This is a genomic window from Maribacter aquimaris (genome assembly GCF_014596745.1).
In the GTDB taxonomy this organism is placed as follows: Bacteria; Bacteroidota; Bacteroidia; order Flavobacteriales; family Flavobacteriaceae; genus Maribacter_A; species Maribacter_A aquimaris.
The window spans coordinates 11,931-36,983 of record NZ_JABTCF010000017.1; the positions used below are offsets into that span (position 1 = coordinate 11,931).

Annotated in this window: 22 protein-coding genes; 20 read left to right on the top strand and 2 right to left on the bottom strand. The window is 34.6% G+C overall.

The window, feature by feature from the left end; genetic code table 11:
- Positions 1-43 precede the first annotated feature (43 nt).
- Together HPE56_RS19300 and HPE56_RS19305 are read left to right on the top strand one after the other, a co-directional pair.
- Positions 44-1,096, top strand: a complete 1,053-nt coding sequence (locus tag HPE56_RS19300; protein ID WP_188245385.1) for a glycoside hydrolase family protein — start codon at positions 44-46, stop codon at positions 1,094-1,096.
- A gap of 236 nt (positions 1,097-1,332) precedes the next feature.
- Positions 1,333-2,313: an amidohydrolase family protein gene (locus HPE56_RS19305; protein ID WP_188245386.1), complete on the top strand. Its 981-nt coding sequence runs from the start codon at positions 1,333-1,335 to the stop codon at positions 2,311-2,313.
- Positions 2,314-2,417: 104 nt separating this feature from the next.
- Here the strand turns inward: HPE56_RS19305 and HPE56_RS19310 are convergent, their stop codons facing one another.
- Complete coding sequence (locus tag HPE56_RS19310) at positions 2,418-3,014, bottom strand: NAD(P)H-dependent oxidoreductase (RefSeq protein ID WP_188245387.1); 597 nt, start codon at positions 3,012-3,014, stop codon at positions 2,418-2,420.
- A 93-nt stretch (positions 3,015-3,107) separates the two neighbouring features.
- Here HPE56_RS19310 and HPE56_RS19315 point away from each other — a divergent pair, with 93 nt between their 5' ends.
- The 5 genes from HPE56_RS19315 to HPE56_RS19335 all read left to right on the top strand — a co-directional run bounded on the left by HPE56_RS19315 (position 3,108) and on the right by HPE56_RS19335 (position 8,126).
- On the top strand, positions 3,108-4,010 hold the full coding sequence (locus tag HPE56_RS19315; RefSeq protein WP_188245388.1) for a LysR family transcriptional regulator: 903 nt from the start codon (positions 3,108-3,110) through the stop codon (positions 4,008-4,010).
- A 667-nt stretch (positions 4,011-4,677) separates the two neighbouring features.
- Positions 4,678-5,232 (top strand): hypothetical protein, encoded by a 555-nt coding sequence (locus HPE56_RS19320; protein WP_188245389.1) that lies wholly within the window; start codon positions 4,678-4,680, stop codon positions 5,230-5,232.
- A 272-nt stretch (positions 5,233-5,504) separates the two neighbouring features.
- The gene (locus tag HPE56_RS19325) at positions 5,505-6,014 is read left to right on the top strand and encodes a YybH family protein (protein ID WP_188245390.1); all 510 of its coding nucleotides are present in this window, start codon (positions 5,505-5,507) and stop codon (positions 6,012-6,014) included.
- Between the two features lie 659 nt (positions 6,015-6,673).
- The gene (locus tag HPE56_RS19330; protein ID WP_188245391.1) at positions 6,674-7,930 is read left to right on the top strand and encodes a nucleoside permease; all 1,257 of its coding nucleotides are present in this window, start codon (positions 6,674-6,676) and stop codon (positions 7,928-7,930) included.
- Between the two features lie 19 nt (positions 7,931-7,949).
- The gene (locus HPE56_RS19335) at positions 7,950-8,126 is read left to right on the top strand and encodes a hypothetical protein (protein ID WP_188245392.1); all 177 of its coding nucleotides are present in this window, start codon (positions 7,950-7,952) and stop codon (positions 8,124-8,126) included.
- A gap of 84 nt (positions 8,127-8,210) precedes the next feature.
- On the opposite strand, the gene HPE56_RS20520 is transcribed toward HPE56_RS19335, so the two are convergent.
- The gene (locus tag HPE56_RS20520) at positions 8,211-8,333 is read right to left on the bottom strand and encodes a hypothetical protein (protein ID WP_262890275.1); all 123 of its coding nucleotides are present in this window, start codon (positions 8,331-8,333) and stop codon (positions 8,211-8,213) included.
- Positions 8,334-8,618: 285 nt separating this feature from the next.
- Here HPE56_RS20520 and HPE56_RS19340 point away from each other — a divergent pair, with 285 nt between their 5' ends.
- From HPE56_RS19340 to HPE56_RS19395, 13 genes are all read left to right on the top strand, one after another.
- Positions 8,619-10,067 carry an ATP-binding protein gene (locus HPE56_RS19340; RefSeq protein WP_188245393.1) on the top strand — a complete coding sequence of 483 codons (1,449 nt, stop codon included), beginning with the start codon at positions 8,619-8,621 and terminating at the stop codon, positions 10,065-10,067.
- A 387-nt stretch (positions 10,068-10,454) separates the two neighbouring features.
- On the top strand, positions 10,455-11,948 hold the full coding sequence (locus HPE56_RS19345; RefSeq protein WP_188245394.1) for an alpha/beta fold hydrolase: 1,494 nt from the start codon (positions 10,455-10,457) through the stop codon (positions 11,946-11,948).
- A 305-nt stretch (positions 11,949-12,253) separates the two neighbouring features.
- Complete coding sequence (locus HPE56_RS19350; RefSeq protein WP_223170384.1) at positions 12,254-12,886, top strand: hypothetical protein; 633 nt, start codon at positions 12,254-12,256, stop codon at positions 12,884-12,886.
- 8 nt (positions 12,887-12,894) lie between these two features.
- Positions 12,895-13,476: a type 2 periplasmic-binding domain-containing protein gene (locus HPE56_RS19355; RefSeq protein ID WP_188245396.1), complete on the top strand. Its 582-nt coding sequence runs from the start codon at positions 12,895-12,897 to the stop codon at positions 13,474-13,476.
- 431 nt (positions 13,477-13,907) lie between these two features.
- The gene (locus HPE56_RS19360) at positions 13,908-15,026 is read left to right on the top strand and encodes a serine hydrolase domain-containing protein (protein ID WP_223170385.1); all 1,119 of its coding nucleotides are present in this window, start codon (positions 13,908-13,910) and stop codon (positions 15,024-15,026) included.
- Positions 15,027-15,321: 295 nt separating this feature from the next.
- Positions 15,322-15,939, top strand: a complete 618-nt coding sequence (locus HPE56_RS19365; RefSeq protein WP_188245397.1) for a hypothetical protein — start codon at positions 15,322-15,324, stop codon at positions 15,937-15,939.
- A 519-nt stretch (positions 15,940-16,458) separates the two neighbouring features.
- Complete coding sequence (locus tag HPE56_RS19370) at positions 16,459-18,219, top strand: CocE/NonD family hydrolase (RefSeq protein WP_188245398.1); 1,761 nt, start codon at positions 16,459-16,461, stop codon at positions 18,217-18,219.
- A gap of 43 nt (positions 18,220-18,262) precedes the next feature.
- Positions 18,263-18,871 (top strand): hypothetical protein, encoded by a 609-nt coding sequence (locus tag HPE56_RS19375; RefSeq protein ID WP_188245399.1) that lies wholly within the window; start codon positions 18,263-18,265, stop codon positions 18,869-18,871.
- 528 nt (positions 18,872-19,399) lie between these two features.
- Positions 19,400-19,729: a DUF6660 family protein gene (locus HPE56_RS20680; protein ID WP_394355065.1), complete on the top strand. Its 330-nt coding sequence runs from the start codon at positions 19,400-19,402 to the stop codon at positions 19,727-19,729.
- 86 nt (positions 19,730-19,815) lie between these two features.
- Positions 19,816-21,987, top strand: a complete 2,172-nt coding sequence (locus HPE56_RS19380) for a TonB-dependent receptor (RefSeq protein WP_188245400.1) — start codon at positions 19,816-19,818, stop codon at positions 21,985-21,987.
- A gap of 323 nt (positions 21,988-22,310) precedes the next feature.
- Positions 22,311-22,985, top strand: a complete 675-nt coding sequence (locus tag HPE56_RS19385; RefSeq protein WP_188245401.1) for a pyridoxal phosphate-dependent decarboxylase family protein — start codon at positions 22,311-22,313, stop codon at positions 22,983-22,985.
- A gap of 68 nt (positions 22,986-23,053) precedes the next feature.
- Positions 23,054-23,893, top strand: a complete 840-nt coding sequence (locus HPE56_RS19390; protein WP_188245402.1) for a DUF5694 domain-containing protein — start codon at positions 23,054-23,056, stop codon at positions 23,891-23,893.
- Between the two features lie 199 nt (positions 23,894-24,092).
- Positions 24,093-24,899 carry a polysaccharide deacetylase family protein gene (locus tag HPE56_RS19395; protein WP_188245403.1) on the top strand — a complete coding sequence of 269 codons (807 nt, stop codon included), beginning with the start codon at positions 24,093-24,095 and terminating at the stop codon, positions 24,897-24,899.
- The last annotated feature ends 154 nt before the right edge of the window (positions 24,900-25,053 follow it).

A 25,053-nucleotide genomic window follows, 5' to 3' on the forward strand; every position in this document is an offset into this window, starting at 1 on the left:
ATCGTTATGGCAAATCAACAAAAGGAGAATAAATACATTTAGAATGAAAAATATTTTATTGCTAGTAGCAGTAGCAGCAATATCATTAATCGGTTGTAATCAGATAAATACCCCATTAAACAAGGTGGTACCTCAGGTAGAAATGGAGAAAATTTTCAATGAGATTAAAACTCCGTTTAAATATGGTGTTGTTGTTCAACATCCTGATTCCACAAAAATGGTTGACAGTCCAACTATCTTTCGCAAAAACGATATCTGGTATATGACTTACATTGTTTTTGATGGTCAAGGGTATGAAACTTGGTTATCGGAAAGCGATGATTTGCTCAATTGGGAATCTAAAGGAAAAATATTATCGTTTACAGAAAATACATGGGATGCCAACCAAAAAGCCGGGTACGTATCCCTTATTAATACCGATTGGGGTGGTGATTACACCGTAGAAAATTATCAAGACAAATACTGGATGACCTACTTGGGTGGAAACACAGCTGGATACGAATCAGGCACATTAAAAATTGGCTTGGCAAATTCCACCTCTTTAACTGAAGCTGATGAATGGAATACAAATAATCCTCCTCTTTTGTCTCCTGAGGATGAAGATGTTCGTTGGTTTGAGAACAAAACTATCTACAAAAGTTTGGTCATTCGTGATAGCAGCAAGCATACAGGACATCCCTTCGTTATGTATTATAACGCTAAGGGAGATACTGCTAACTATGAAAGTATTGCAATGGCTGTATCTGACGACATGGTTAGGTGGAAACGATATGGAGAAAATCCGGTTATTACGAGAGGAAAAGGCATTTGTGGTGATGCACAGATTGCTAAAATCGGTGATATTTACGTAATGTTCTATTTTGGAGCATTCTGGAAACCCGGTGCTTTTGAACGGTTTGCCTGCTCGTACAATTTAATAAATTGGACAGATTGGGAAGGAGAAGACTTGTTAGCTTCTTCAGAAGAGTATGATAAAAAGTATGCCCATAAACCCTGGGTAATAAAATGGAATGGAGTTGTTTACCACTTTTACAATGCCGTAGGTAATAGTGGTAGAGTGATTGCATTAGCGACATCGAAAGATTTAACAAAATGACTTGCCATAACACAGGTAACCGTTGCACAAGCCTTTAATCAGACATAATATCATCAATATAAGCCTCTTCAAGGGGCTTTTTTTTATACCTACCTAAAGTTACGATCCTTGTCCCTATCGGCAATGATCGACAAAGACTTTTTTCTTAACTTGTGCAACAGGCACAATGTATATAAAAAATAGGCGAAATAGTAATAAATTAAAGAAACCAATGTCGACAACTTGATATTATAATTATGAAATTATTCAAGAGCTTTCCAAAAATTGATTCCCATTTTCATTCAACCTTTTACAATCCAGTTTATGAGAAAATTGCAAAAGAATACAATATAAAACTCATAAATATTAATACGAATGCTAACGTATTTCCATCAATGAAGGTACAAGAAACTATAGCCTTAGAGTATATTTTAAAAAACAAAAAGCATTTTTCCTTTATTGCTAGTTTTGAAATGGATGGATGGGAAAATGAAGGATGGTACGAGAAAACTTTTGCTCGAATTAATAATTCGATGGAAAAAGGTGCTGTTGGAGTTAAAATTTGGAAAAATATTGGTATGGAAATTATAAAATCATTAGATAAATCATATTTAATGATTGATGATACATTTTTTGACCCTCTTTTTAAATATTTAAGTGAAAATAGAATTCCTTTGTTAGCTCATTTAGGAGAACCTAAAAATTGTTGGTTGCCCTTACATGAAATGACATCAAAAAGAAATAGGATGTATTACACCAATAATCCCGAATTCCATGCGTATTTACATCCAGACATACCACACTATGAATTGCAGATACAAGCAAGGGATAATGTGTTGGCAAAGTTTCCCAGTTTGGTTTTTGTTGGTGCGCATTTAGGAAGCTTAGAATGGAGCTATGAAGAACTAGCTCTACGTTTTGATAAGTATCCTAACTTTAAAGTTGATTTGTCTTCACGTTTAGGACATTTACAATTACAATCTAAGAATAGATATGACGATATTCGGGATTTTTTTATCAAATATTCTGACAGAATATTATATGGTACTGATGCTTATGATAACCCAGAAAAACTGACTTCTTCCCTATTCAATGATTGGAAGTTTCTGTCAACAAACCAAAATTGCGAATCAACAGAGATAAGTAGCAGATTCAAAGGAATTGAATTACCAGAAGAATCTTTATATAAAATTTATTATGAAAATTCAACTAAAGTATATCATAATTTAAGCCACTAAATAATTAATAAACAGATATTAACTTTTGCTAACACTATGTAAAAATGCATTAAAACGCATTTTACACAAACCGTTGTACTGCATTTCGCAACCAAACTAGACAGTTACAAATTAATCATTAAATCATTTAAAAAAGTACTGTAATTATTCAACTCAAAAGGAACATCTGCATTTTTTTCCATATCGTGAAAATGATGTGTTGCTAATAATTCCATTCCTGTAAAAGCATTCATTCTGTGAAACCCAAACATAGCACCTTCATCTACACTTTTTTGATTAAAAAATTCATTTTCTAAAGTAAATGCGGTTTTAGGCGCATTCCAACTTGTAGTAAGTATATATTTTTTTCCGTGCATTAAACCACCGGTCCCGTAATTGATGTTTGGATTTTTTCTACTTCTTCCATCACTTGAATAAATACCATTTTGATGACCTTCCGTAAAAACTTCATCTATATATTTTTTAAACCCAAAAGGAATTTGAAACCACCAAATTGGAGTATGATAAATCACTATATCTGCCCACTTAAATTTTTCAACTTCTTCTTTTACGTTATAATTTTCACCTACTTGAGTAAACTTCACTTCAAATTCTTCAAGCGTATCAAAAAATGAAATAGTATTATTGAAAAGTGTTTCGTTAAATCTTCCACCAGAATGCGCAAATGGATGACTTCCATTAATTATAAATATATTTTTCATTTGTATCTTATTTTATTTGAGACAAAATTAAAGCAATATTTATTATTGTAAAAATAATACATATCATACCTTTGTATCAATATTTTAATAGCTATGGTAAATTTAGAATGGTACAGAACATTTAAAGAAATATATGAAAACGGAACTTTGACTAAAGCTTCTATTGCTTTATATTCTTCACAGCCAGGAGTTAGTGTACACTTAAATGCACTAGAAGCTTATGTTGGCAAAAAACTATTTGAACGTACTTCGAGAAAAATGATTCCAACAGAGGACGGGAAATTTTTATATGAATATATTATTGAATCTTTAAAAAAACTTGAAATTGCAGAACAGCATTTTAAAAAAACAACCCAAGAAAAAAATCCATCTCTAAACATTGGAATGTGTTCAGAAATGTTTCAACTAATTATCGAACCCGAAATTCCAAAACTAGACTTTGACCTAGTAGCTAGATTTGGAGCACATACAGATTTAATAAAAGACCTAAACAATGGTATTTTAGATTTAGTGATAACCCCTAAAAAACAGAATGAAAAAAAATCATTAGTTGAGTATATTCCATTTTCAAAAGAAAGAATCGTTTTAATAGCAGGAAACAAAACGAATGTAACTAAAATACAAAAACACATTACATCAAAAAATTTAAGTAAGTTAGAAGAGGAACTACTTCAAAATATCTGGTATAGTTCTTCAAATGAAATGGAACATTTTAGACGTTTTTGGTTTGAGAATTTTAATAAGAAACCTACTTTCAAACCAAACTATATTTTACCAAACATTACTTCTATTATAAGATGTTTAAACAATGGAAACGGACTTGCATTAGTTCCCGATTTTTTATGTCAAGAACAAATTTTAAGCAACAAAATAAATTTAGTTTGGGAAGGAAAAGTAAAAACGGAAAACACCTTATATTTTGCATCAAGAACAGATTTGAAATACAAAAAGGAATTGGATACAATTAAGAATATATTTACATCAAAAATGAAATAAACGCAGTACAACAATGGTAACCGTTGCACAAGCCTTTAATTAGACATAATATCATTAATATAAGCCTCTTCAGCTGGCTTTTTTTTATGCCTACCTAAAGTTACGATTCTTGTCCCTATCGGCAATGATCGACAAAGACTTTTTTCTTAACTTGTGCAACAGGTACAAAACCTATAATCAATAGGGGCTTCGGGCTTAATCGAAAGGTTTGTGTATTTTTATGAAGTGCGCAAAATCTTTGGCCCCGAAGCGTCGGGGTAGCTTTGGAACAAAAAAGCAAAACAATAAGCTTTAGCTACGTGCGAAGATGGAAACCGGCCAACGCGCAACTCGCCCGCTGCTGTCGCAGACGGCGTACCTCCGCACTACGCATAGCCAAATCGTTACCAAATATTTTGAAAATTCTACACCACCAATGATTTGTAAGTTTTTGGCACCAAAATTGAATCAGTTTATAGAAATAAAAATTACTGCCAATGAACAAACTTTTTTTTTACAATCTGGTATTATTTTATGTACATGCGAAAAGTACAAAGTCTTATGAATAGAAGAAACTTAACTTGTAGACTGACGGAAACAAAAAATTTCATTGCGTCTGCACTATTTATAGTCCTCTCGCTAACAAATATTTAAAATCAACAAAATTATAACACTAAAAATCGATACAATGAAAATTAAAATATTAATAGGAATTATGTGCTTAAACTTATTTTATGGATGCGGTTGTTCCGACGAGGAAACAATAAACTATGACTTAAATGAATTTGAGTCTTCTCTAATTTCAATGGAGTCGCAGGATAATATTCAGTTTATAAATCAAGAGCAAGAATTGATAAATGCTAAAACTACTACCAAGACAACCGAGAATAAAGATTTAAATTCTTCTGACAATGATAGCTGCACGGTAGTTTTAGCTGAAAGTCAAGAAAATGATTTGATAATAGAAACACTTGGAAAAACATTTACTACTGAAATAGAAAAGAGAGAAGATAATAAATCGCATATAGTTGTTTCTGACGGGACTCTTTTTTATGGAATTGATAATTTAGATACCGAAAACTTAGAAGAAATAACAACAAGTTTTTCTTCAGATGGATTTGACTTCAATAATGTATTTGTACTAAATTCAGGAAGTGATTCGGGATTTGTTATTTACTCAACTACAAAGGGAATAGAGTTTATAAAAAATGATGATGGGTCTTTTTTAAGGAGAACGGAATAAAAACATTTGGTATCACAACCTTTAAACAATACAGGCTAAGGCTTTAAATGCTAAGGTCTTGTGTATTTATAAAGTCGCGAAATCTTTGGCCCCGAAGCGTCGGGGTCGCTTTTAAACAAAAAAAAGAAAAAACAAAACCAAAAGCTTTAGCGACGTCGGCAGACGGAAACCGGCCAACGCGCCAACTCGCCCGATGCTGTCGCAGACGGCGTACCTCTGCACTACGCTTTGGCCCAAGCGTTGGCAACTATTAGAAAAAACAACAACCAATTATGAATAAATCAATCTTAAAAATTTTTGCATCTGCTTTTTTACTTATCATAGGATTTGTATGTGGATCTTTATATAACAAAACTAATGATGAGCAAAAAAAAGAAATAGTAACTAGTGGCTCTGATTTTGAAATGATTCAAGAAGTAACAAACGAATTTGTAACTGCTTGGATAAATGGAGATGCCGAAGGATGTGCAAATACTTATTCTGAAAATGCTGTTTTTATGGTTCCTGACCAACCATCATATCACAGAAGAAAGGCGATTAAAGACCGTTACGAAAAAATGTTTAATAAGCGGAATGACTCAACTCTTATAGAAATGACCGAAACAGTAAAGGAAGTAATTGTTCTTGATGATTGGGCTGTAATTAGAGGTTCCGGTTTTGAAACAAGAGATTCAGAAGGAGCAAGCGGAACATACAAATGGATTATATTGAGTAAAAAACAACCAAATGGAAAATGGGAATCTGTATGGGATATTTTTAACGATGTTGAAGACGTAAAATAACAGTTGCTAACAACGGTAACCGTTGCACAAGCCTTTTATTAGACATAATATCATCAATATAAGCCTCTTCAAGGGGCTTTTTTTTTATGCATACCTAAAGTTACGATCCTTGTCCCTATCGGCAATGATCGACAAAGACTTTTTTCTTAACTTGTGCAACAGGCACACCGTATAATAATCATGGCTTGGTTATCCCCTACTTACGAACCCCAAAGCGTCGGGGCTCGCGGATTTTCTCCCGAACCATCGGGACGGTTTTTATTTACTAAATTACGTGCTTAAACACGCAACTAACCATACACAAACACGTTAGGTATAATTAGAAAAAGATAAATTTCAGGAACAAACAATATAATAGTCGTACAAATCAAAATAATTGAATTAACTAAAAACCCTAACTAAAAAAATACCAACGACTTGGATTAGGAGCTAATTCTAATTTTTTTATTAGTTTTAAAACGGCATGTTCCAATCAGATAACTAATACTACATTTCGTTTAACTACTGATTGTACCTGGAGATTTCAACCCTCTTAATGATACTCAACAACCAAAATCTGAGTGCCATTTAAAGTCATAAATTAAATACGATTCCCTATTAGGGATTATATTATTTATTTCAATCTTAACATATTAAAATCTAATTATAATGCGATTACTATGGGAATAAAAGGTCGCTTAATAATATTAAATTTCATTCAGTTTTTTATCTGGGGAGCCTGGTTAATAACAATTGCGAACTATTGGTTTGGAAACAAAGGTTGGTCGCCACAAGAATTTGGTGCCGTTTTCTCAACAATGGGAATCTCATCTTTGTTTATGCCTACCCTTTCGGGGATAATCGCTGATAGGTGGATTAACGCAGAAAAATTATACGGAATACTTCATTTATTGGGAGGTGTAGCAATGCTATATTTACCGCAAGTTGACGATTCTACCTTATTTATTACAGTTATTTTACTGGCTATGATTTGCTATATGCCAACCATTGCTTTAATGAATTCAATTTCATACACTATTCTAAAAAACAACAAGTATGATGTAATCAAGGTATTTCCTCTTATTCGCGTTTGGGGAACCATTGGATTCATCGCAGCAATGTGGTTAACTAACTTATCAGGTTCGAAAGCGTCAGCTAATCAATTTTATATTTCAGCAGTTGCATCATTCATTTTAGCGGTTTATTCATTTACAATGCCACAATGTAAACCTCAAAACCAAGGAAAAAAAGGTGCTTCACTTATTGAATTGCTTGGTTTGAACGCTTTCAAGTTATTCAAAAGTTACAAAATGGCCCTATTCTTTATTTTTTCAATGTTATTGGGAGCATCTTTGCAATTAACTAACATGTATGGAGATAGATTCTTATCAGAATTTGAAAAAGTACCACAATATGCTGATTCGTTCGTAGTAAAGTATTCAACAATTATCATGTCAATATCGCAAATCTCTGAAGTGGTATTTATACTAGCAATTCCATTCTTTCTAAAGAAATTTGGCATCAAAAAAGTAATATTAATGAGTATGATTGCCTGGGTATTTCGATTTGCCCTATTTGCTTATGGAGATCCTTCTGGAGGACTTTGGATGATTATTCTATCATGTATCATTTACGGTATGGCTTTTGATTTCTTTAATGTTTCAGGCTCTCTGTTTGTTGAAACACAATGTGATTCTAATATCAGATCAAGTGCGCAAGGCCTGTTCATGATGATGACCAATGGATTTGGTGCCATATTAGGATCATGGGTAAGTGGAATCATTATCGGAAATTTTTTCACAAGTAATGAGGGCGACTTTATTTGGATGGATATCTGGAATACCTTTGCTATTTATTCATTAATTATAGCCATATTCTTTGCATTCTTGTTTAAACACAAGCACAACCCTGAAGGTTTTGGAAAAATAAACAATTAAGGATTTCCAAATTATGGACATGCAAAAATTCAAACTTTTATTGACCACGAGTCAAAACGAATCCGATGGAATTGTCAAAAAAATAGCCATTAGATTAAGGTGCTATGTAAAACCACCTTTCGAAGAACCAATGCTTAATCTTTTAAGAAGAAAATATCTGAATTTTAGCAAAAGTGGTTTAGAGCTTCAAGAATAAACTACACCTAACACCGGTAACCGTTGCACAAGCCTTTAATTAGACATAATATCATCAATATAAGCCTCTTCAAGGGGCTTTTTTTTATGCATACCTAAAGTTACGATCCTTGTCCCTATCGGCAATGATCTTCAAAAACTTTTTTTTGCCAACTTGTGCAACAGGTACAACGGCTATAACAAATAGGTCGTTAAGTGCTGAATCCATTAGCTTGGGAAGAGTATAAAACCTATGAAGCGTATCTTTCTCAAGTATCTAGCCGAACCTCGAAATCACTCTACCCTTTAAACTAATTCATTGTTCTAAATATCTTATCTTCAAACTTAAAACCAAACATACGAGCCGAACCGTTCTGCTTCATTATGACAAGCCGATGATTGTCGAATTAACTACCTCCTAGCCCTACACCCATCCTAAAACCTCATTATTTGTAACAATAGATAGTTTTGAATCTACTTATTTTTACTATATTTGTTATTTTAAGATGAAAATATGGCAATGCTAAATCTTATTCCGACAGAAAAGATTATTGAACGTCTTCGTTATGAAAATCCATGGTGGATTACGAAAGAGATACCGAACACATATAGTTCAATGTCCAAGAGATTATACTTTGAGCTCTTTTATCCATTCGTCCTCGAAAGGAGTATTAAAAGGGCTTTAGTTCTAATGGGGCCCAGAAGAGTTGGTAAAACTGTAATGTTATTTCATTGCATTGAAAATTTATTAAAACAAGGAACAAATCCTCATAAACTATTCTTTATCGGGATTGACAACCCAATTTATGTGAATTTAAGCCTGGAGGATGTTTTAACTTTATGCAAAGATTCTTTAAACCTTGAAAACCTAAATGGTTGTTACGTCTTCTTTGATGAAATACAATACTTGAAAGATTGGGAAAGACATTTAAAAGTATTGGTTGACTCCTATCCTGAAACTAAATTCATCGTTTCTGGCTCAGCAGCCGCAGCTTTGAAATGGCACAGTACGGAAAGTGGAGCGGGTAGATTCACTGATTTCTTATTACCTCCATTAACATTTCAGGAATATATTCATTTGAAAAAATTAGACCACTTAATATTTACAGGTGATATTCAATATGGAGACAAGGATATAAAGTATTGCTTAACTCATAATCCCAAAGCATTAAATAAAGAATTTGTCCATTATTTAAATTTTGGAGGATACCCAGAGGTTGTGTTATCTGAAAAAATACAAGGCGATATGGATAGATATGTGAAAAACGACATTGTAGACAAAGTTCTGCTTAGAGATTTGCCAAGCTTGTATGGAATCAAAGATGTTCAGGAGTTAAATAGATTTTTTACATACATAGCTTATAATACTGGTAATGAATTCTCATATGAGACAATGTCTAGGGAAAGTGGTATTCAAAAGGATACATTAAAAAAATATCTAGAATATTTAGAAGCAGCATTCTTAATTAAGGTACTAAATAAGGTTGGGGTCAATGCAAAAAGATTAAAAAGAATAACTAGCTTCAAAGTATATCTTACCAACCCATCACTTCGCACTGCTTTATTTTCCCCGATAAGTGAAACAGACCAAGAAATGGGAAACATGGTTGAAACAGCAATTCTTTCACAATGGATGCATCGAGAGCAACTAGATTTAACATATGCTAGATGGAAAGACGGCAGGAATAAAGGAGAAGTGGATCTAGTTTTGGTAGATGATAAAAATTATAAACCTGTTTGGGGAGTAGAAATTAAATGGAGTAACCGATATTTTGATAAACCACAAGAATTGAAAAGTTTAATTAAATTTTGTGATGCAAATAACCTTAAATCTGCAGTTGTCACTTCAATTGATCAAATAGGAACGAAAGAAATACAAGGTTTGAGATTCATTTTTCTTCCCGCTTCAATATATGCATACAATATTGGAGAGATTACCCTAAAAATGAAAACTAATAATTAAAAAAATGAGAGCACAACAACGGTAACCGTTGCACAAGCCTTTAATCAGACATAATATCATCATTATAAGCCTCTTCAAGGGGCTTTTTTTATGCCTACCGAAAGTTACGATCGATCACCCGATCGGCAATGATCGACAAAGACATTTTTCACTAACTTGTGCAACAGGCACACCGTATAAAATTAATTGCTATTTTGTGCTTAACCAATGTCAGTTGCTTTGCTTGCTAGCTTCTGATTTTCCTTCGGAAAATCCTCGCATACAAACCCGCTACTATTCTTATACATAAACGTTAGCACCAAGTGAGACAAATGTAAAATTCAGAAATAGGTAGACTAAAAATTTAATCACTTTTAGTTAAACTTATCTAATTTAATTTTTAAAAAAATGAGCTTTAAAAAACAACCAAAATCAAATGTACTATCAACAAGGATTGCAGATATATATTTAACGACACCTATCTTGTTAATTGTAATATGTTTTTGTTTACCAAATTTTGCATATTCTCAGGAAAAAGAATCAGAACAGACATGGGAACTACCAGAACTGATGAATCCACAAGTAAATGTAAAGGTTACTGCTAAATATTCTGAAGTAAAAGATACTATTCCAGTTCGTGGGACACAGTATATGATTCGAGTTCCTGAAAATTGGAATGGCATTTTATTTAGCGATTTGGATTATCTGGAGTCGGCCAACTCCGAAAGGAACCTTTACCTTTTGGAACATGGTTATGCTTTGTCTGGTACCAAACGTCGCCCTGAAAGATTTTCTAAATACGATCCTGCTCACGAAATTCACGATATTATTTCAGTACTCGATATTTTTGAACAAACCTTTGGGCAACCAAAACATGTTATTCAACTGGGATGTTCGGGAGGTGGTACTATCACACTAGCAATGGCAGAAATTCACCCTGACCGTATAGATGGGGGTATAGCTGGATGTGCTGCTACTAGCCCTTGGATGGCCAATACTCATATGGATGCACTCTTTGTATTACAAGCCTTAATTGCTCCAGAATTGCCCATTGTTGGGCTTCCATTAAAAGGAAAGGAAATAGAAAGAGTTGAAAAAGGATGGCAAGAAGCTATAGAGACCGCACAGCAAACCCCAGAAGGGCGTGCGCGAATTGCTTTAGCATTTACCATTGGTCAATGGCCAGCTTGGGGTGCTGCTTGGATGGATGCTTTCCCACAACCTAATGTAGGCAATGCAGATGAACTTCAGGAAAGCATGTATAAATGCTTGATGAAATTGTTACCATCTCAAAAAGCTTTTGGTACTGGTATGCTAGAGCAAGCAGGAGGCGGACAGCTGAGGTTTAACAACGGTGTTGATTATGCTGAGTATTTTAAAAATGGAAATCCCGATTATAAAATGGCTGTAGAGAAATTATACGTTCAAGCAGAGATTAAGCTGGAAGATGAACTTATGAAAATAAATGCAGCTCCTAGGGTAAATGCCGATGAGCAAGCTTTGGCGTATTGGAGCGTACCGGGACGAACACATATTGGAGAGCCTAAAGTTCCACTTTTACGCATAAACACAAGTGGCGATGGCTTAGTATACTCAAGCATGGCACAAGGTTATGGCGAATTGGTAACTGAAAAAGGCTATGCCAAGCTTTTTCGTCAGGCCTACGTTAATAGTTGGGGACATTGCACTTTTACTTTAGGTGAATGGTTAGCCGCTATTGAAACGATGGTACAACGAGTTGAAACAGGAGAATGGCCAAATACTGACCCTGAAACATTGAATTCTCTCGGTAAATCTTTAGATACCAAAAGTGAAGTACGTTATTTTGAGCATCAGCCTGTTGGAAAATACAATAGAACTTGGTGTCCTTCAGTTGATGATTTCATTGATAATCCAGAGTAAATCATAATTAAAGAAAAAGTAACTTTACAGAGAAGGGAGGTGAAACAAGTTTGACTTTAATACTAAAAATATTGCCTGTGACTTCTCTGCTCCGCCCTATTTGTCATAGCATGATTGTAAGCACAACTCCAGTTTTCCCATCTAAAATATTAAAGTGTGATTTTGAAATATATTCAGAATCACACTTTTTTCTGTAAAAAACTTAACGTATAAGTCATAATTTGTTTACAATTAAGAATTTGGTAAATAATAACTTCGTTATTTGAGACTTAAATTATTAATCTTAAATAACATCATTTTTGAAAATGAATAAAATAATATTTACAACCTGTCTTCTACTAAGTTTATTTTCATGTAAAGAAAAAACAGATACTTCAACGTCAAACGCATATAAAAATGAAGACATTGAGACTATTGACAAACAAACAGCGACCCCAAAGTTTAGCGACCCTAATGGATGTAGCCAATACACAACACTTTACGAAGCATTACCGCATTTAGATACTTATAAAAACATGGAGTTTCGTACCATGGAATGCATGTTTCAAAAACAAAGCGAAACGGCTTCTTGGACAAGTTTAAATACGTCCTATTTCGATCCTGAATCTAAAAACAAAATGGTGGTAAACTTTTATGAAATTAATGGAGACGTTACTGTAGAAAGAGATGTAATTAATATGGTAAAAACTACTTACAATGAATTCACTAACATGGCAGATTTTTACAAAAGCAGCTTAACTATTTTTGAAAATGCATCTGTTAATATTATGGAATCCAATAGCGAAGATGAATACAGTTCTGCAACTTATTTGTGTTCGCATAAAGATAAATTTGCTCTTTTAATAAAAATTGAAATGTTGGGGCAAATGAATTTAGAAAAAGTAGATTCATTTATTAAAGACTATTTACAAGCCATATCATCTAAACCATTAAACTAAATATAAAAATGATGAAAAAACTTGTATTGGTATTTAGTGTGATTTTAGGTTTTGTTTCATGTAAGGAAAACACATCGAAACCGCTAGCTGAAAACATCCATCAAGAAGCGATAACCAGAGAAACAAAATTTCCAACAAGTGTTGTTAGTTGTGAAAAAAACAAGCATCTCTTTAATACCATTCCCCATGTTGATAAAATAGCAGATTACACTTTTAAATCCGTTGGCTGTGTTGGAAAAGCAATAGCTGTAAATTATAACGATCCCACAAATGAGTTTTATGAATTTCAACTTAGTGTTAAAGAATTAGGAGAAAATAAAGCCATGCTTCAATATGTTAAATTGGGCTATAATACAGCCTCAAAATACAAACTGAACGGGAATGATATTAGTGATTTACAAGTATTTGAGAATGCATCTTTAACAACTAAAAGAGAGTCTGAATATGATGATGTTTCTTATAATGCTTCGTATAAAGACAAATACATCATTCAAATTGTAATTCGCGGAAAAGAGTTATCAAGCAAAGAACAAGTTGATAATTTCTTGAAAGAATATTTAAAAGCTTTTAAAAAGGAATTTATGGTATAAAAAGTCCTAATTGATTCTCATAAAAGATTTAAAAATCAATGAACCTAATCAAGTAAGGGCTTCTGACATAACTTATATTAAAGCTATAAATGGCTTTTGTTATCTAGCACTTTTTACCGATAGGTATTCACGTAAAATTGTGGGAGTATGATTTTAAGTAATAGTCCCGCTCTGCGAAGTCTGTGACTTCGTAACGTAAGTATGTGAGTAAGTGAAAAGAGTAAAATAGCGCAGTCGCTCTTGTCCGTTTTTACCCGAAGCGTCTGGGCTCGCGGATTTTCTTCCGAACCATCGGGATGGTTTTTATTTACTAAATTCTGTGCTTAAAACACGCAACTAATCATACACAAACCCGTTACCCACAATTAGACAACACATTGTAACAAAAAGGAAAAATAGCGTCTAATAGGAAAATCATCAATCAAAATCAAATGTACAAGTCAATAATTTTATTTCTATTATTAGCAATTAATTTCAATCTAAAAGCACAAAACAAACCATTTGAACCAATCGAAAACCAAGACGGTTGGAAAACCGAAAATCTACTTCTAGGAAATCGGAAAATAGAAAAAATGGATAGCCTCGTTTCTGCCAACGAGTTCAAACAGATTTCAAGCATAGTAATTTCTCGCAAGGGAAAAGTAATTTTCGAAAATTATTACAACGAAAATAATTCTGACACAAAACATAATACACGTTCTGCAACAAAAACAATAACGGGAACTCTAATTGGAACATTAATTCAACAAGGTTCTATAAAGTCGGTAAGCGAAAAGGCATCTGAATTTTCAAAAGTTGAGAACTTACAAAATCCTGACAACCGAAAAGACGAAATAACAATCGAAGATTTACTTACAATGTCATCTATTTTGGAATGCGATGATTGGGACCAAAATTCTCGTGGTCAAGAAGAAAAAATGTACATTATAGAAGATTGGGTTAAATTTTATTGGGATTTGCCAATTAAAGGATTTCCTGAATGGAAAAAGAAACCAAAAGATTCTAAATACGGAAGAAGTTACAGTTATTGTACTGCTGGTGTTGTGGTTTTAGGAGATATAATTAACAACGTTTCGGGTTCATTAGAAAAATATGCAGAAAAGTCACTTTTTTCTAAATTAGGAATTACGGATTATCATTGGCAATTCACACCGACAGGAATTCCAATGACTGGTGGAGGACTTGGACTTAAAAGTCGTGATTTACTAAAAATCGGACAACTCTATTTGAACAAAGGAAAATGGAATAAAGAACAAATAATTTCAGAACAATTCGTTAAAAGTTCAACCGAACCTCACGCAGAAGTTGGAATGTTCGACTATGAATATGGTTATTTATGGTGGTTATCTGAATTTGGACAAGTAAATCAAAAAGACAAAGCATATTTTATGTCTGGAACAGGAGGAAACAAAATAGTTGTTTTTCCAAAATTAGATATGGTTGTTGTTTTAACAAGTACCTATTTTAACGGAGGAATGGAATCGCATAACCAAACGACAAAACTTTTGGACGAATATATAGTTCCCGAAATAAAGAAACTGAATAAATAACTGAGGGTAACACCGGTAACCGTTGCACAAGCCTTTAATTAGACATAATATCATCAAAATAAGCCTTTTCAATGGGCTTTTTTTCCTGCCTACCTAAAGTTACGATCCTTGTCCCGATCGGCAATGATCGACAAAGACATTTTTCACTAACTTGTGCAACAGGCACAATACCTATAATCCATTGTGTCGGATTTCCTTTCGGCTAACCAGGGCTTATTTGCCAACGTTGGTCCTAGACGGAATAGTCCTACCGACATTTTACGCAACGTATCATAGCCAAACCATTGTAAACAATATGAACGATTTAGAGGCATCATTTATGAAAAACACACACATAATGAGTAAATTATCTTGTTTGATAACCCTCTTTGGGATACTGGGCTTTCAATTGGTAAATTCACAACAGAGTGACAATATTCAGAATAATGAATTTCAATACAATAATAAAACTTATCCTGTTTCTGAAGGGCTTGAAGAAGTTTTCAAGAAACGTAACAACCGTTCAGGAAGCCAACTAAATATCAGTGATGGAAAATTTTACCAAACACAAATCTGGATTTCAGGAAATATAAACTACATATGGAGACCTAAGAATGCATCTATATGGTTATATGCAAAATTGTATGCACAAGGATCCGAAGGACTTACTTCAGGTACTTATACTATAAAACCGAATAACACTGATACTGTAAAACCTATAACTTCCGATCTTCCCTTCTTTTTAAAAGGAAAATGTGCAATTGACATAAATAACAATGGTAAACTTGACAAGGGTACTGAATTTTTCAAGGTAATTGATGGAACAATTACTTTAAATGTCGTGAGTAAGGGTTATTCCGTTGAATTTGAATTAAAATTAAGTAATGGAAAAATTATAAAGGGAAAATTTAAAAAAGATTTCACTCAGGTGTGATGGGTAAAAAAAAATATGTTTTGAGTAGAAGTTTATATACTGTTGCCAAATAAGTAGACGGCCGGAAGCTGTAAAGCCTACGGTGCACCCCTCACACCACCATATCCTTCGAGTGCGCTCAGAACAGGCCACAACTGGCACGTGATAGGCTGTATGCTACGGTTCGCAATCCACCTTTTCAATCGCTCTTTACACCAATCGAAACTATGCTGTACTTTTTCAAAAGGCCACACATTTTCATGGGAATCGGTCACCCAATTAACAAAAACCAATGCTCCCTTCGTAACTTCCAGAAGGACTGCGTTCAGTGCTAACCTCACAGTGAGCGACCTTGCGACTTACCAATGGTTCAAGGCCACCCCTCCCCTAAGGGACTTAAACGCTATAAATAAATCCTTATATTGCTATAAGGTAAAAATGTCCATACCGGACACACACAATGGGTATAGTGCTTAGCCCCCTGAGGGATGCTACGACACCATACAAGGGCCGTAATGCACAATTTAACACACCTAGAAAATGATAGCTAAAAGATTTTTATTTATACTCTTTTTTATTTCAACCTATCAATTCGGTTTCTCGCAAGCAAATAATGTTGAGTCTTATTACATCCCAGCGGTCAATGGAACTAAGTTGGCAATGGATGTTTACTTCCCAGAAAATTACGAAAATCAAAAACTTCCTGTGCTCTTTGAATTTACCCGATACTGGAGAGGCAAAGAAGATTCGAAATCAGGAAAGCCAATTGCTTCACTCAGAAAAGTTGACAAGTATTTTCTTGACCATGATTATATCCTCGCAAAAGTTGATGTTAGGGGAACAGGTGCTTCATATGGAGTGCGTACAGCAGAATACACACCTACGGAAGTGAAAGATGCTTGGTTCATTGTTGATTGGGTCGTAAACCAACAGTGGTCTGATGGTAAGGTGGGAGCCTATGGTACCTCCTACTCTGGAACAACAGCCGAGCTTTTATGTGCAACGCAACACTCAGCCATTAAAGCGGTAATACCTGGTTGGTCTGATTTTGACGTATATGAAAGTCCTAGTCGTCCGTATGGAATGCTTGCAACAAGTTTTATAGCGCCATGGAGTCAATATGTTGATTGGTTGGACCAAAATTCCGTGGAGAATCTGGGTGCCAGTGTAAGGCGTGTCGGTGAAGACTTTCCAATGGAAGCAATCAAAGAACACGAAAACAACACAATCGTATTGGAAGCTCTGACTACAGCACCATACAAGGATTCCAAATTTGGGGATTTTAAATTCGAAGAACTTGACCCCTTGCATTGGAAAAAGGAAATTTCGGAATCAAATGTACCAATGCTTGTTCTTACAAGTTGGTTGGATGCGGGTACTGCAGAAGGCACGTTATTAAGATTACAGCACTTTACCAATCCGCAGAAAGTTGTCATGATGCCAACTTCACATGGCGGAGGTTCCCATGCCAGTCCATTTCTTGTTTCTGATAAGATGGTAGCCCCTGTTCCATCGGTTACGGAACAACTTAAACTGCGATTGGACTTCTTTGATCATTACCTAAAGGAAAAAGACAATGGCGTTGAGGATTGGCCAACCATCAAGTACTATAATTTTGGAGAGATATCGTTTAAACAGTCTGACATTTGGCCACCTAAGGGGCAAGAAAGAATTAAATACTTTTTAGATGCCAACGGGAAATTAAATACTTCATCATCTGATGAACATCGGGGTATAGATGAATATATCGTTGACTTTTCGGTAAGTACTGGTACAAACAATAGATGGACAACCCAAATGGGAAAACACATTCTTAACCTCGATAATCGCAATGCTACCGATTCTTTAATGCTAACTTATACAACCGAACCTGTCGCAGAACCTCTTCAAATCACAGGAACACCTGTAATTTCCCTCAGTCTGTCGTCTACACACCAAGAAGGAGCTATTTTCGTTTACTTAGAAGATGTTGACCCAAGTGGAAAAAGCACCTATATAACAGAAGGAGGGCTTTTGCTTGAACATCGAAAATTATCTAAGAATGATATGTTTGATGAGATACCGTATCATTCATTTAGGAAATCAGATGCATCACCTATGGCCATTGATAAAATAGAAGAAGTCAGCTTTAAATTACATCCAACATCCATCCTCATCAAGAAAGGACATTCTATCAGAATTGCTATTTCTGGGGCGGATAAGGACACATTTGACAAAGTTCCAACCGAAGGAATACCAACTTTGAGCATATACAGGAATAAAACAAACAAATCTTTTTTAGAATTACCTATAGTAAAATAGAACATGTGCATAACAACGTTGTAGCACATTTGAAAAAAAAACAATGAACATCACTGAAATGACATACAAAATATCCTTTATAATTGGATTGGTTTTCTTTTTAATTGGCCAGATTATATTGTCTAAAGGAAATGATTTTGTGTACGCTCAAGAACCTATTGACTTTGCACATTGGTTTTTATTGGTTGGAGTAGTTTTACTAATTCCCCAAGTTGTTTCCTTTCCTAAAAAAATCTTTAGCCTGATTGGAATTCCTTTAACGCTAATAGGAATTACTTGTATTATTGGAATGTGTGTATTGGACTTCATTTGGTGGAGTTTTCCAAACGAAGCAATGCGTAATGAATTCACGAATCATATCTCGCAAGTCCCATCAATCTGGAAGCCTTTTATGAGCATAGGACCAAGCTCTAAAATTTTCAATCTTGGTTTATTGATTTTAAGTTTTAATTACTTTCAAAACAATAAGATAGGGATAGTAATTATCTTAATAGCGAATCTAATTTTGTGGCATATCATCCCATTGCCTTTTCGACTGATTTTTGGATATGCGATAACGCTAATTGGTTTTTGTCTAATTTTCGTTCGAAGTGTAAATGAAAGCACGCTACAACAAAGAACTGAAGTGAAAAACAAACAAATACTCCCTTAATCCAAGACATTGGTATTCTTGGCCCGTAGATTCATAAATCAGATTCTTTGGGTTTTTTTATGGTTGATTCCCTTTTACTTTATCCTTAATACAGAAACATAAGTTTCATCATAAGGCCTACCGGATTTTGCAATGGCAAAGGACTGTTATAGTAGTCCCGCCCCACTCTGCCAAGTCTGTGACTTCGTAGCGTATTGAATCCAAGTAGAAAAGAGAAGGGATTATCCTAGTTCACGAAGTCTGGGCTTCTAAGTATTCGATAACCTTATTCCTCTCTTTTGTTCTTTCTCATTATACCATCAATTTAATGGGAATCGAACTTAATCCGTGTATAAAAAATTGCGTAGTTTAGTGCTTAACCTAAGTCAGTTGCATTTTTGTCTTGTCTGATTTTCCTTCGTAAAATCCTCGCATACAAACCCGCAACTATGCTTATACATAAACGTTATGTATGACTAAAAAAAGTAAGTGGAATTTAATTATTCCATACAAAACGAAAAAAATATAAATAGGAACTATCTTTACTTCGTGAAATATTTATCCCTAATACTATCCATTTATATTTTGGTTCTCACGGTAAGACCATGTTGTGACGACAACAAATGTGCTGACGACCCACACCAAACAGAACGGCTAATAAATAATCACAACCCCGATGACCATCACCAAGACGAAGACCACCGGAATACATGTTCTCCTTTTTATACCTGCGGAAGCTGTACAGGTTTCACTTTTACATCCCTTAATTTCTCCTTAAGTCCTGAGACTGTTTTAGTGCAGAATAACGTTTCAACATATCATCATACTTTCTTTTCTGAATTTTATATTGCTATTTGGCAACCGCCAAAAATTGGTTAGTGTTTTGTGTCTTATACACAAACTAATTCTTCTCGATGCTATGCTGCATCGCCACATATTTTATCACATTAACAAATTTATCAGCAATGAAAAAAATCATTATGCTGTGTATTGCAGTTATCAATATAACCGCAATATTCGGTCAAAATACACTTAACACGATCATTAGGGACAGTGAAACAAATGAAACTTTAATAGGTGCAACCGCTGTTCTACAAGGTACAACCAACGGAGTAAGTGCCGATATGGACGGAAGAATAGCATTGAAAAATATTCCAAACGGAGAACAAACAATCGTATTTAGTTATATGGGGTATAAAACCAGAAAAGAAACTTTCAATTTTCCTATTACCGCAACAGCTCCTATTGTTATACTTCTTGAAAGCTCTGGAGAGCATTTAGAAGAAGTTGTGATTCTATCAACGCGAAGCAGCCGTACTATTGATAATGTAGCAACAAGGGTAGAGACCATTTCAGGTGAGGAGTTGGACGAAAAAGGAAATATGAAACCGGGTGATATTAGAATGCTATTAAATGAAAGCACAGGGATACAAACACAACAAACCTCGGCTACAAGCTATAATTCTTCTATTCGAATACAAGGCCTCGACGGAAAATACACCCAGATTTTACGAGACGGTCTTCCGTTATACGCTGGGTTTTCGGGGGGTTTAAGTTTGATGCAAATTGCGCCTTTAGATTTACAACAGGTCGAAGTCATTAAAGGAGCCTCTTCCACGCTTTATGGGGGGGGTGCTATTTCGGGTTTGGTAAACCTTATTTCAAAAATGCCCAAAGAAGAACGTGAAATAAGTTTTGTAATTAACGGTACATCTGCTTTAGGGTTGGATTTAAGTGGATTTTATTCACAAAAGTTCAAAAAGTTTGGAACCACTATTTTTGCATCCTATAATTTAGGTAGTCCTTATGACCCAGCTGATATTGGCCTAACCGCGATTCCCAAATTCAATCGGTATACCATAAATCCAAAGTTCTATTTTTATCTAAATGAAAAAACAACTTTTAACCTTGGTTTTAATAACACTGCGGAAGACCGCATTGGTGGTGACATAAAATATATTGAAGGTAACGGTAATAGTGTAAATGCTTACTTTGAAGAAAATAAAACCAACCGCTTTAGCACGCAATTAGGTTTTGAACGCATTGTAGATGAAAAATCGAAATTCGCATTAAAAAACAGTGTGAGTTATTATGATAGGACAATTGAAATTCCAGATTTTAAATTTTCAGGTATTCAATTAGCTTCTTTTAGTGAGGCAAACTACAATCACAAAAGCGAAAAGTCAGAATGGATAGGCGGATTAAATTTATGGACAGACAAATTCACACAAAGTGAAGTTAGTACGACCGATGCCGTGGATTATAATTACACAACAGTTGGCGCTTTTGTTCAAAATACTTGGAACGCTACGGATAAGCTTATTCTTGAAACGGGCTTACGCGGTGATTATCAAAATGAATTCGGTTTTTTTGTTCTTCCTCGAATTTCGGCTTTATACAAACTAAGCGAAAACTTCAGCACACGACTTGGCGGTGGACTCGGTTATAAAACTCCTACTGTTTTTACTGAAGATGCTGAAAGGATTCAGTTCAAAAATGTCTTACCCCTTAATGTGGACAACACAAGTGCCGAAGAATCTATAGGAGCAAATCTTGACGTTAATTATAAAACAGCACTTTCTGATAAATCTATCTTTACGATTAATGCTTTGTTTTTCTATACGCAAGTGAAAGACCCATTAATTCTGGCTCCTATAGCGAATAACGCATTTGAGTTTCAACAACCCAATGGCTATATTGACACTAAAGGAGTGGAAACCAATACAAAAGTAACGTATGGGGATTTTAAACTTTTTGTGGGTTACACATATGCAGATGTAAACCAACATTACAATGGTACTAGCACAACTTTTCCCTTAGTAGCAAAACATCGCTTAAATAATGTATTAATGTATGAAGTTGAGGAAAAACTGAAAATGGGATTGGAAGCTTACTATTTTAGTCCACAAAAACTAAACAACGGTCGCACTGGAAAACAATATTGGCTCACTGGTTTTATGGTTGAAAAATTATGGGAGAATTTCTCGATCTTCATCAATTTTGAAAACTTTATTGATACACGTCAATCCAAGTTCGATACTATATATACAGGAACGATTACCAACCCTATATTCAACGATATCTATGCTCCTGTAGATGGTTTTGTTATTAATGGTGGAATAAAAATAAAATTCTAAAAAAAGATAATAAGAAAGGCAACATAAAATAACCAAGTATTCCGCCCGCCGATAGGCCAGGGTGGAATATCTTGTTGACGGATCCGGTCTCCCTCTATAGGGAAAGCGCTCCTTCCCATTTTTGTTTGTGTTTTTTGTTTTGGTAGACTTGCCGTGTTTTTATGCCGGTTTCAGAAGTCCAACATATTTTTAGGGGCTTCAATGTGACTTTTTCATCAGATTGTAGCCTTACCCTTAAAACCGGACTGTTTAAAAGTTGAATTGATGAACTTTAAGTCTAGATGGACAAAAGATAAGTTAGGACACTATCTCGGCAAACCAGCATGGAATTAAAAGTTCAAATAAAGGATGGTTTTTGGTGGCACACCGATGCTGCCTTTGGGGGTTTAGCAGCTTGCTCCAATACCTATAAACACTTTCTAAAAGATTGGGAACATTCCGACAGTATAACGATTGACTGTCATAAATGGCTGAATGTGCCCTATGAAAGTGCTGTTTTTCTCGTAAAGGAAGAACATCGCCTTTTACAGACAACGTCTTTTCAAAACTCCAATGCCCCCTATCTCGGAGATCCATTGGAGAATTTCAATTACCTTAATTTTCTTCCCGAAAACTCAAGACGCCTTAAGGCATTTCCCGCTTGGTTTACCTTAAGGGCATATGGTAAGGAAGGCTATGCCTCCATTGTAGAAAACAGTATTGGTTTGGCTCAATATTTTGGGAACAAAATAGAGGAAAGTGAATATTTTAAATTATTGGCCCCAGTTCGATTGAACAATATCGTTTTTAATCTAAAGCGTAAACCAAACCAAGATACATTGGATGCTTTTTTAAACCAATTAAACGGCTATGGCAAGGTGTTTATGACCCCTTCATTTTACCATAACCAAAAAGGGATTAGGGCATCGTTAGTGAATTGGAGGGCGACCGAAAAGGATGTTGACTTGGTATGGGACAAAATGCACCGTATTATTAATAACATTCAGGCAACCATTTGATAACTTTTAGCGTCTTTATAGTAATGGTTTAAATAATTAAACCATACAAATTATCAATACACCATTATATGAAAAACCATGTTATCCTATCAATCGTATTTCTCGCTATAAGTTATATGAATGCACAAGAAAAGTCAAATGTCACAGAAGCATTGCTTATTGGAACATTTCATTATAATAATCCAGGTGGTGATGTCGTCAAAACAAAATCATTTGACATTCTTAACGAAGATTCCCAACTTGAATTGGATAAAATAAGTGCGAAAATCAAGAATTATAATCCAACTAAAATATTTGTAGAATGGCCATATAACGAACAAAAAGAATTAGATTCTTTGTATCAGTTATATAATCAAGGTAAGTATTTCCAAAACGATAGTCTTTCTGACTTTTATTTGAAAAATGAAATATTTCAATTAGCATTTAGGGCAGCAAAAGCTAATAATCTAAAAACCATCTATGCTATTGACTACAATGAAACAAAATTTCCATTTGATGACGTTATGAATGATATTGAAAAAAACAATCAGTCTGAACTTAAAAAAAGCATAGAAAACGGCATATCCAAACTTACAACAGAATTTGATAATAAAATTGAATCAGAAACTTCACTTATAGAATTAACATACTATATGAATACTTATGAATTCCGAGACTTTCATAATAACCTTCATAATAACTTAATGTTATTAGCAGGGGAGCCAGATGATTTTTCCGGACCATTTTTGACATCTGAATGGTTTAAGAGAAATCTATATATGTGGTCATTCGTTCTAAAAAACACAAAAAAGTCTGATGGAAGAATTATGATTTTGGCTGGAGCAGGTCACATAGCTATGTTTGAGAAATTTGTTAACCGTAATAGTGAATGGAAAGTTAAAGAACTAAAAGAAGTTATGGAAAAGTAACTATGGCTAACAATGTTTTAAAAAATAGGGCATAAAGTGCTATATTTAAGGACTTGGGCATGTTTTCCAAGTCCCCCAACGCTTTTGGATATGGCTTTATGAAAAAATACAAAAAATCGAATTACTTCCATAAATTAGGCGTTTAAACTATATGCCGATCTATTGCCGTATTTTAGGAGGGGACAATAAAAATATAATTATGAAAAGAACATTCATTTATGTAATGGTTATACTAGTGACCGTCCAATTTTCATATTCCCAGGATTCCTATACGAACTTCAAATGGCCTGAAAAGAAAAAAGCCGCTGTCTGCTTAACATTTGATGATGGTCAAGATTCCCATCTCGATAATGCCATACCCTTACTGGACTCATTGAATATGAAAGCAACCTTTTATTGCCCGGGAAATTCGGAAGCATTGCATAATCGCACCGCTGAATGGAGAAAGATTACCAAAAACGGCCATGAACTTGGCAATCATTCGTTGTTTCACCCCTGTGATGGAAGTCAATTTGATTGGGTTAAACCGGAATATGACCTAAACCGATATACTTTGGATCAAATTCGAATGGAATTATATACGGCCAATACTTTGCTTAAAGCCATTGATGGCAAAACCAATAGAACCTATGGTTATACCTGCTCAAATTTCAAAGTACAGGGTGATACGACCTTCTTAGCTGTGGTGAAGCAATTATTTACCGCCGGAAGAAGTGATGGTCCCATACCGGATACTATGGAAAATATTGATGTTAATTTTATGCCCAGTTGGTGTGTAGACAGTCCTACAGGCAAGGAATTGATTGATTATGTAAAAGAGGCTAGAAGAAAAGGGACCGTCGCCACATTCATGTTTCATAGTGTTGGAGGTGGTTACCTAAACGTATCCAATGAAGCGCTTCAGGAATTATTGATTTATCTAAAAGACAATGAACAGGATTATTGGGTAGATACCTTTTATAATGTCACGGCATACATAGCAAACCAATCCGTCAATATTGAATGAATCAGTGGAGTACGATTTTAAAACGGTTACATCAACCTATATAATTTAGACTTGCACTACCACCACATTTTAAGCCTTTTAATGCAAAATCGAATTGTGGTAGTTGAAAATTACCTTGGATGTTACGTCGCACAAATTCTATCTAAAATGGTAT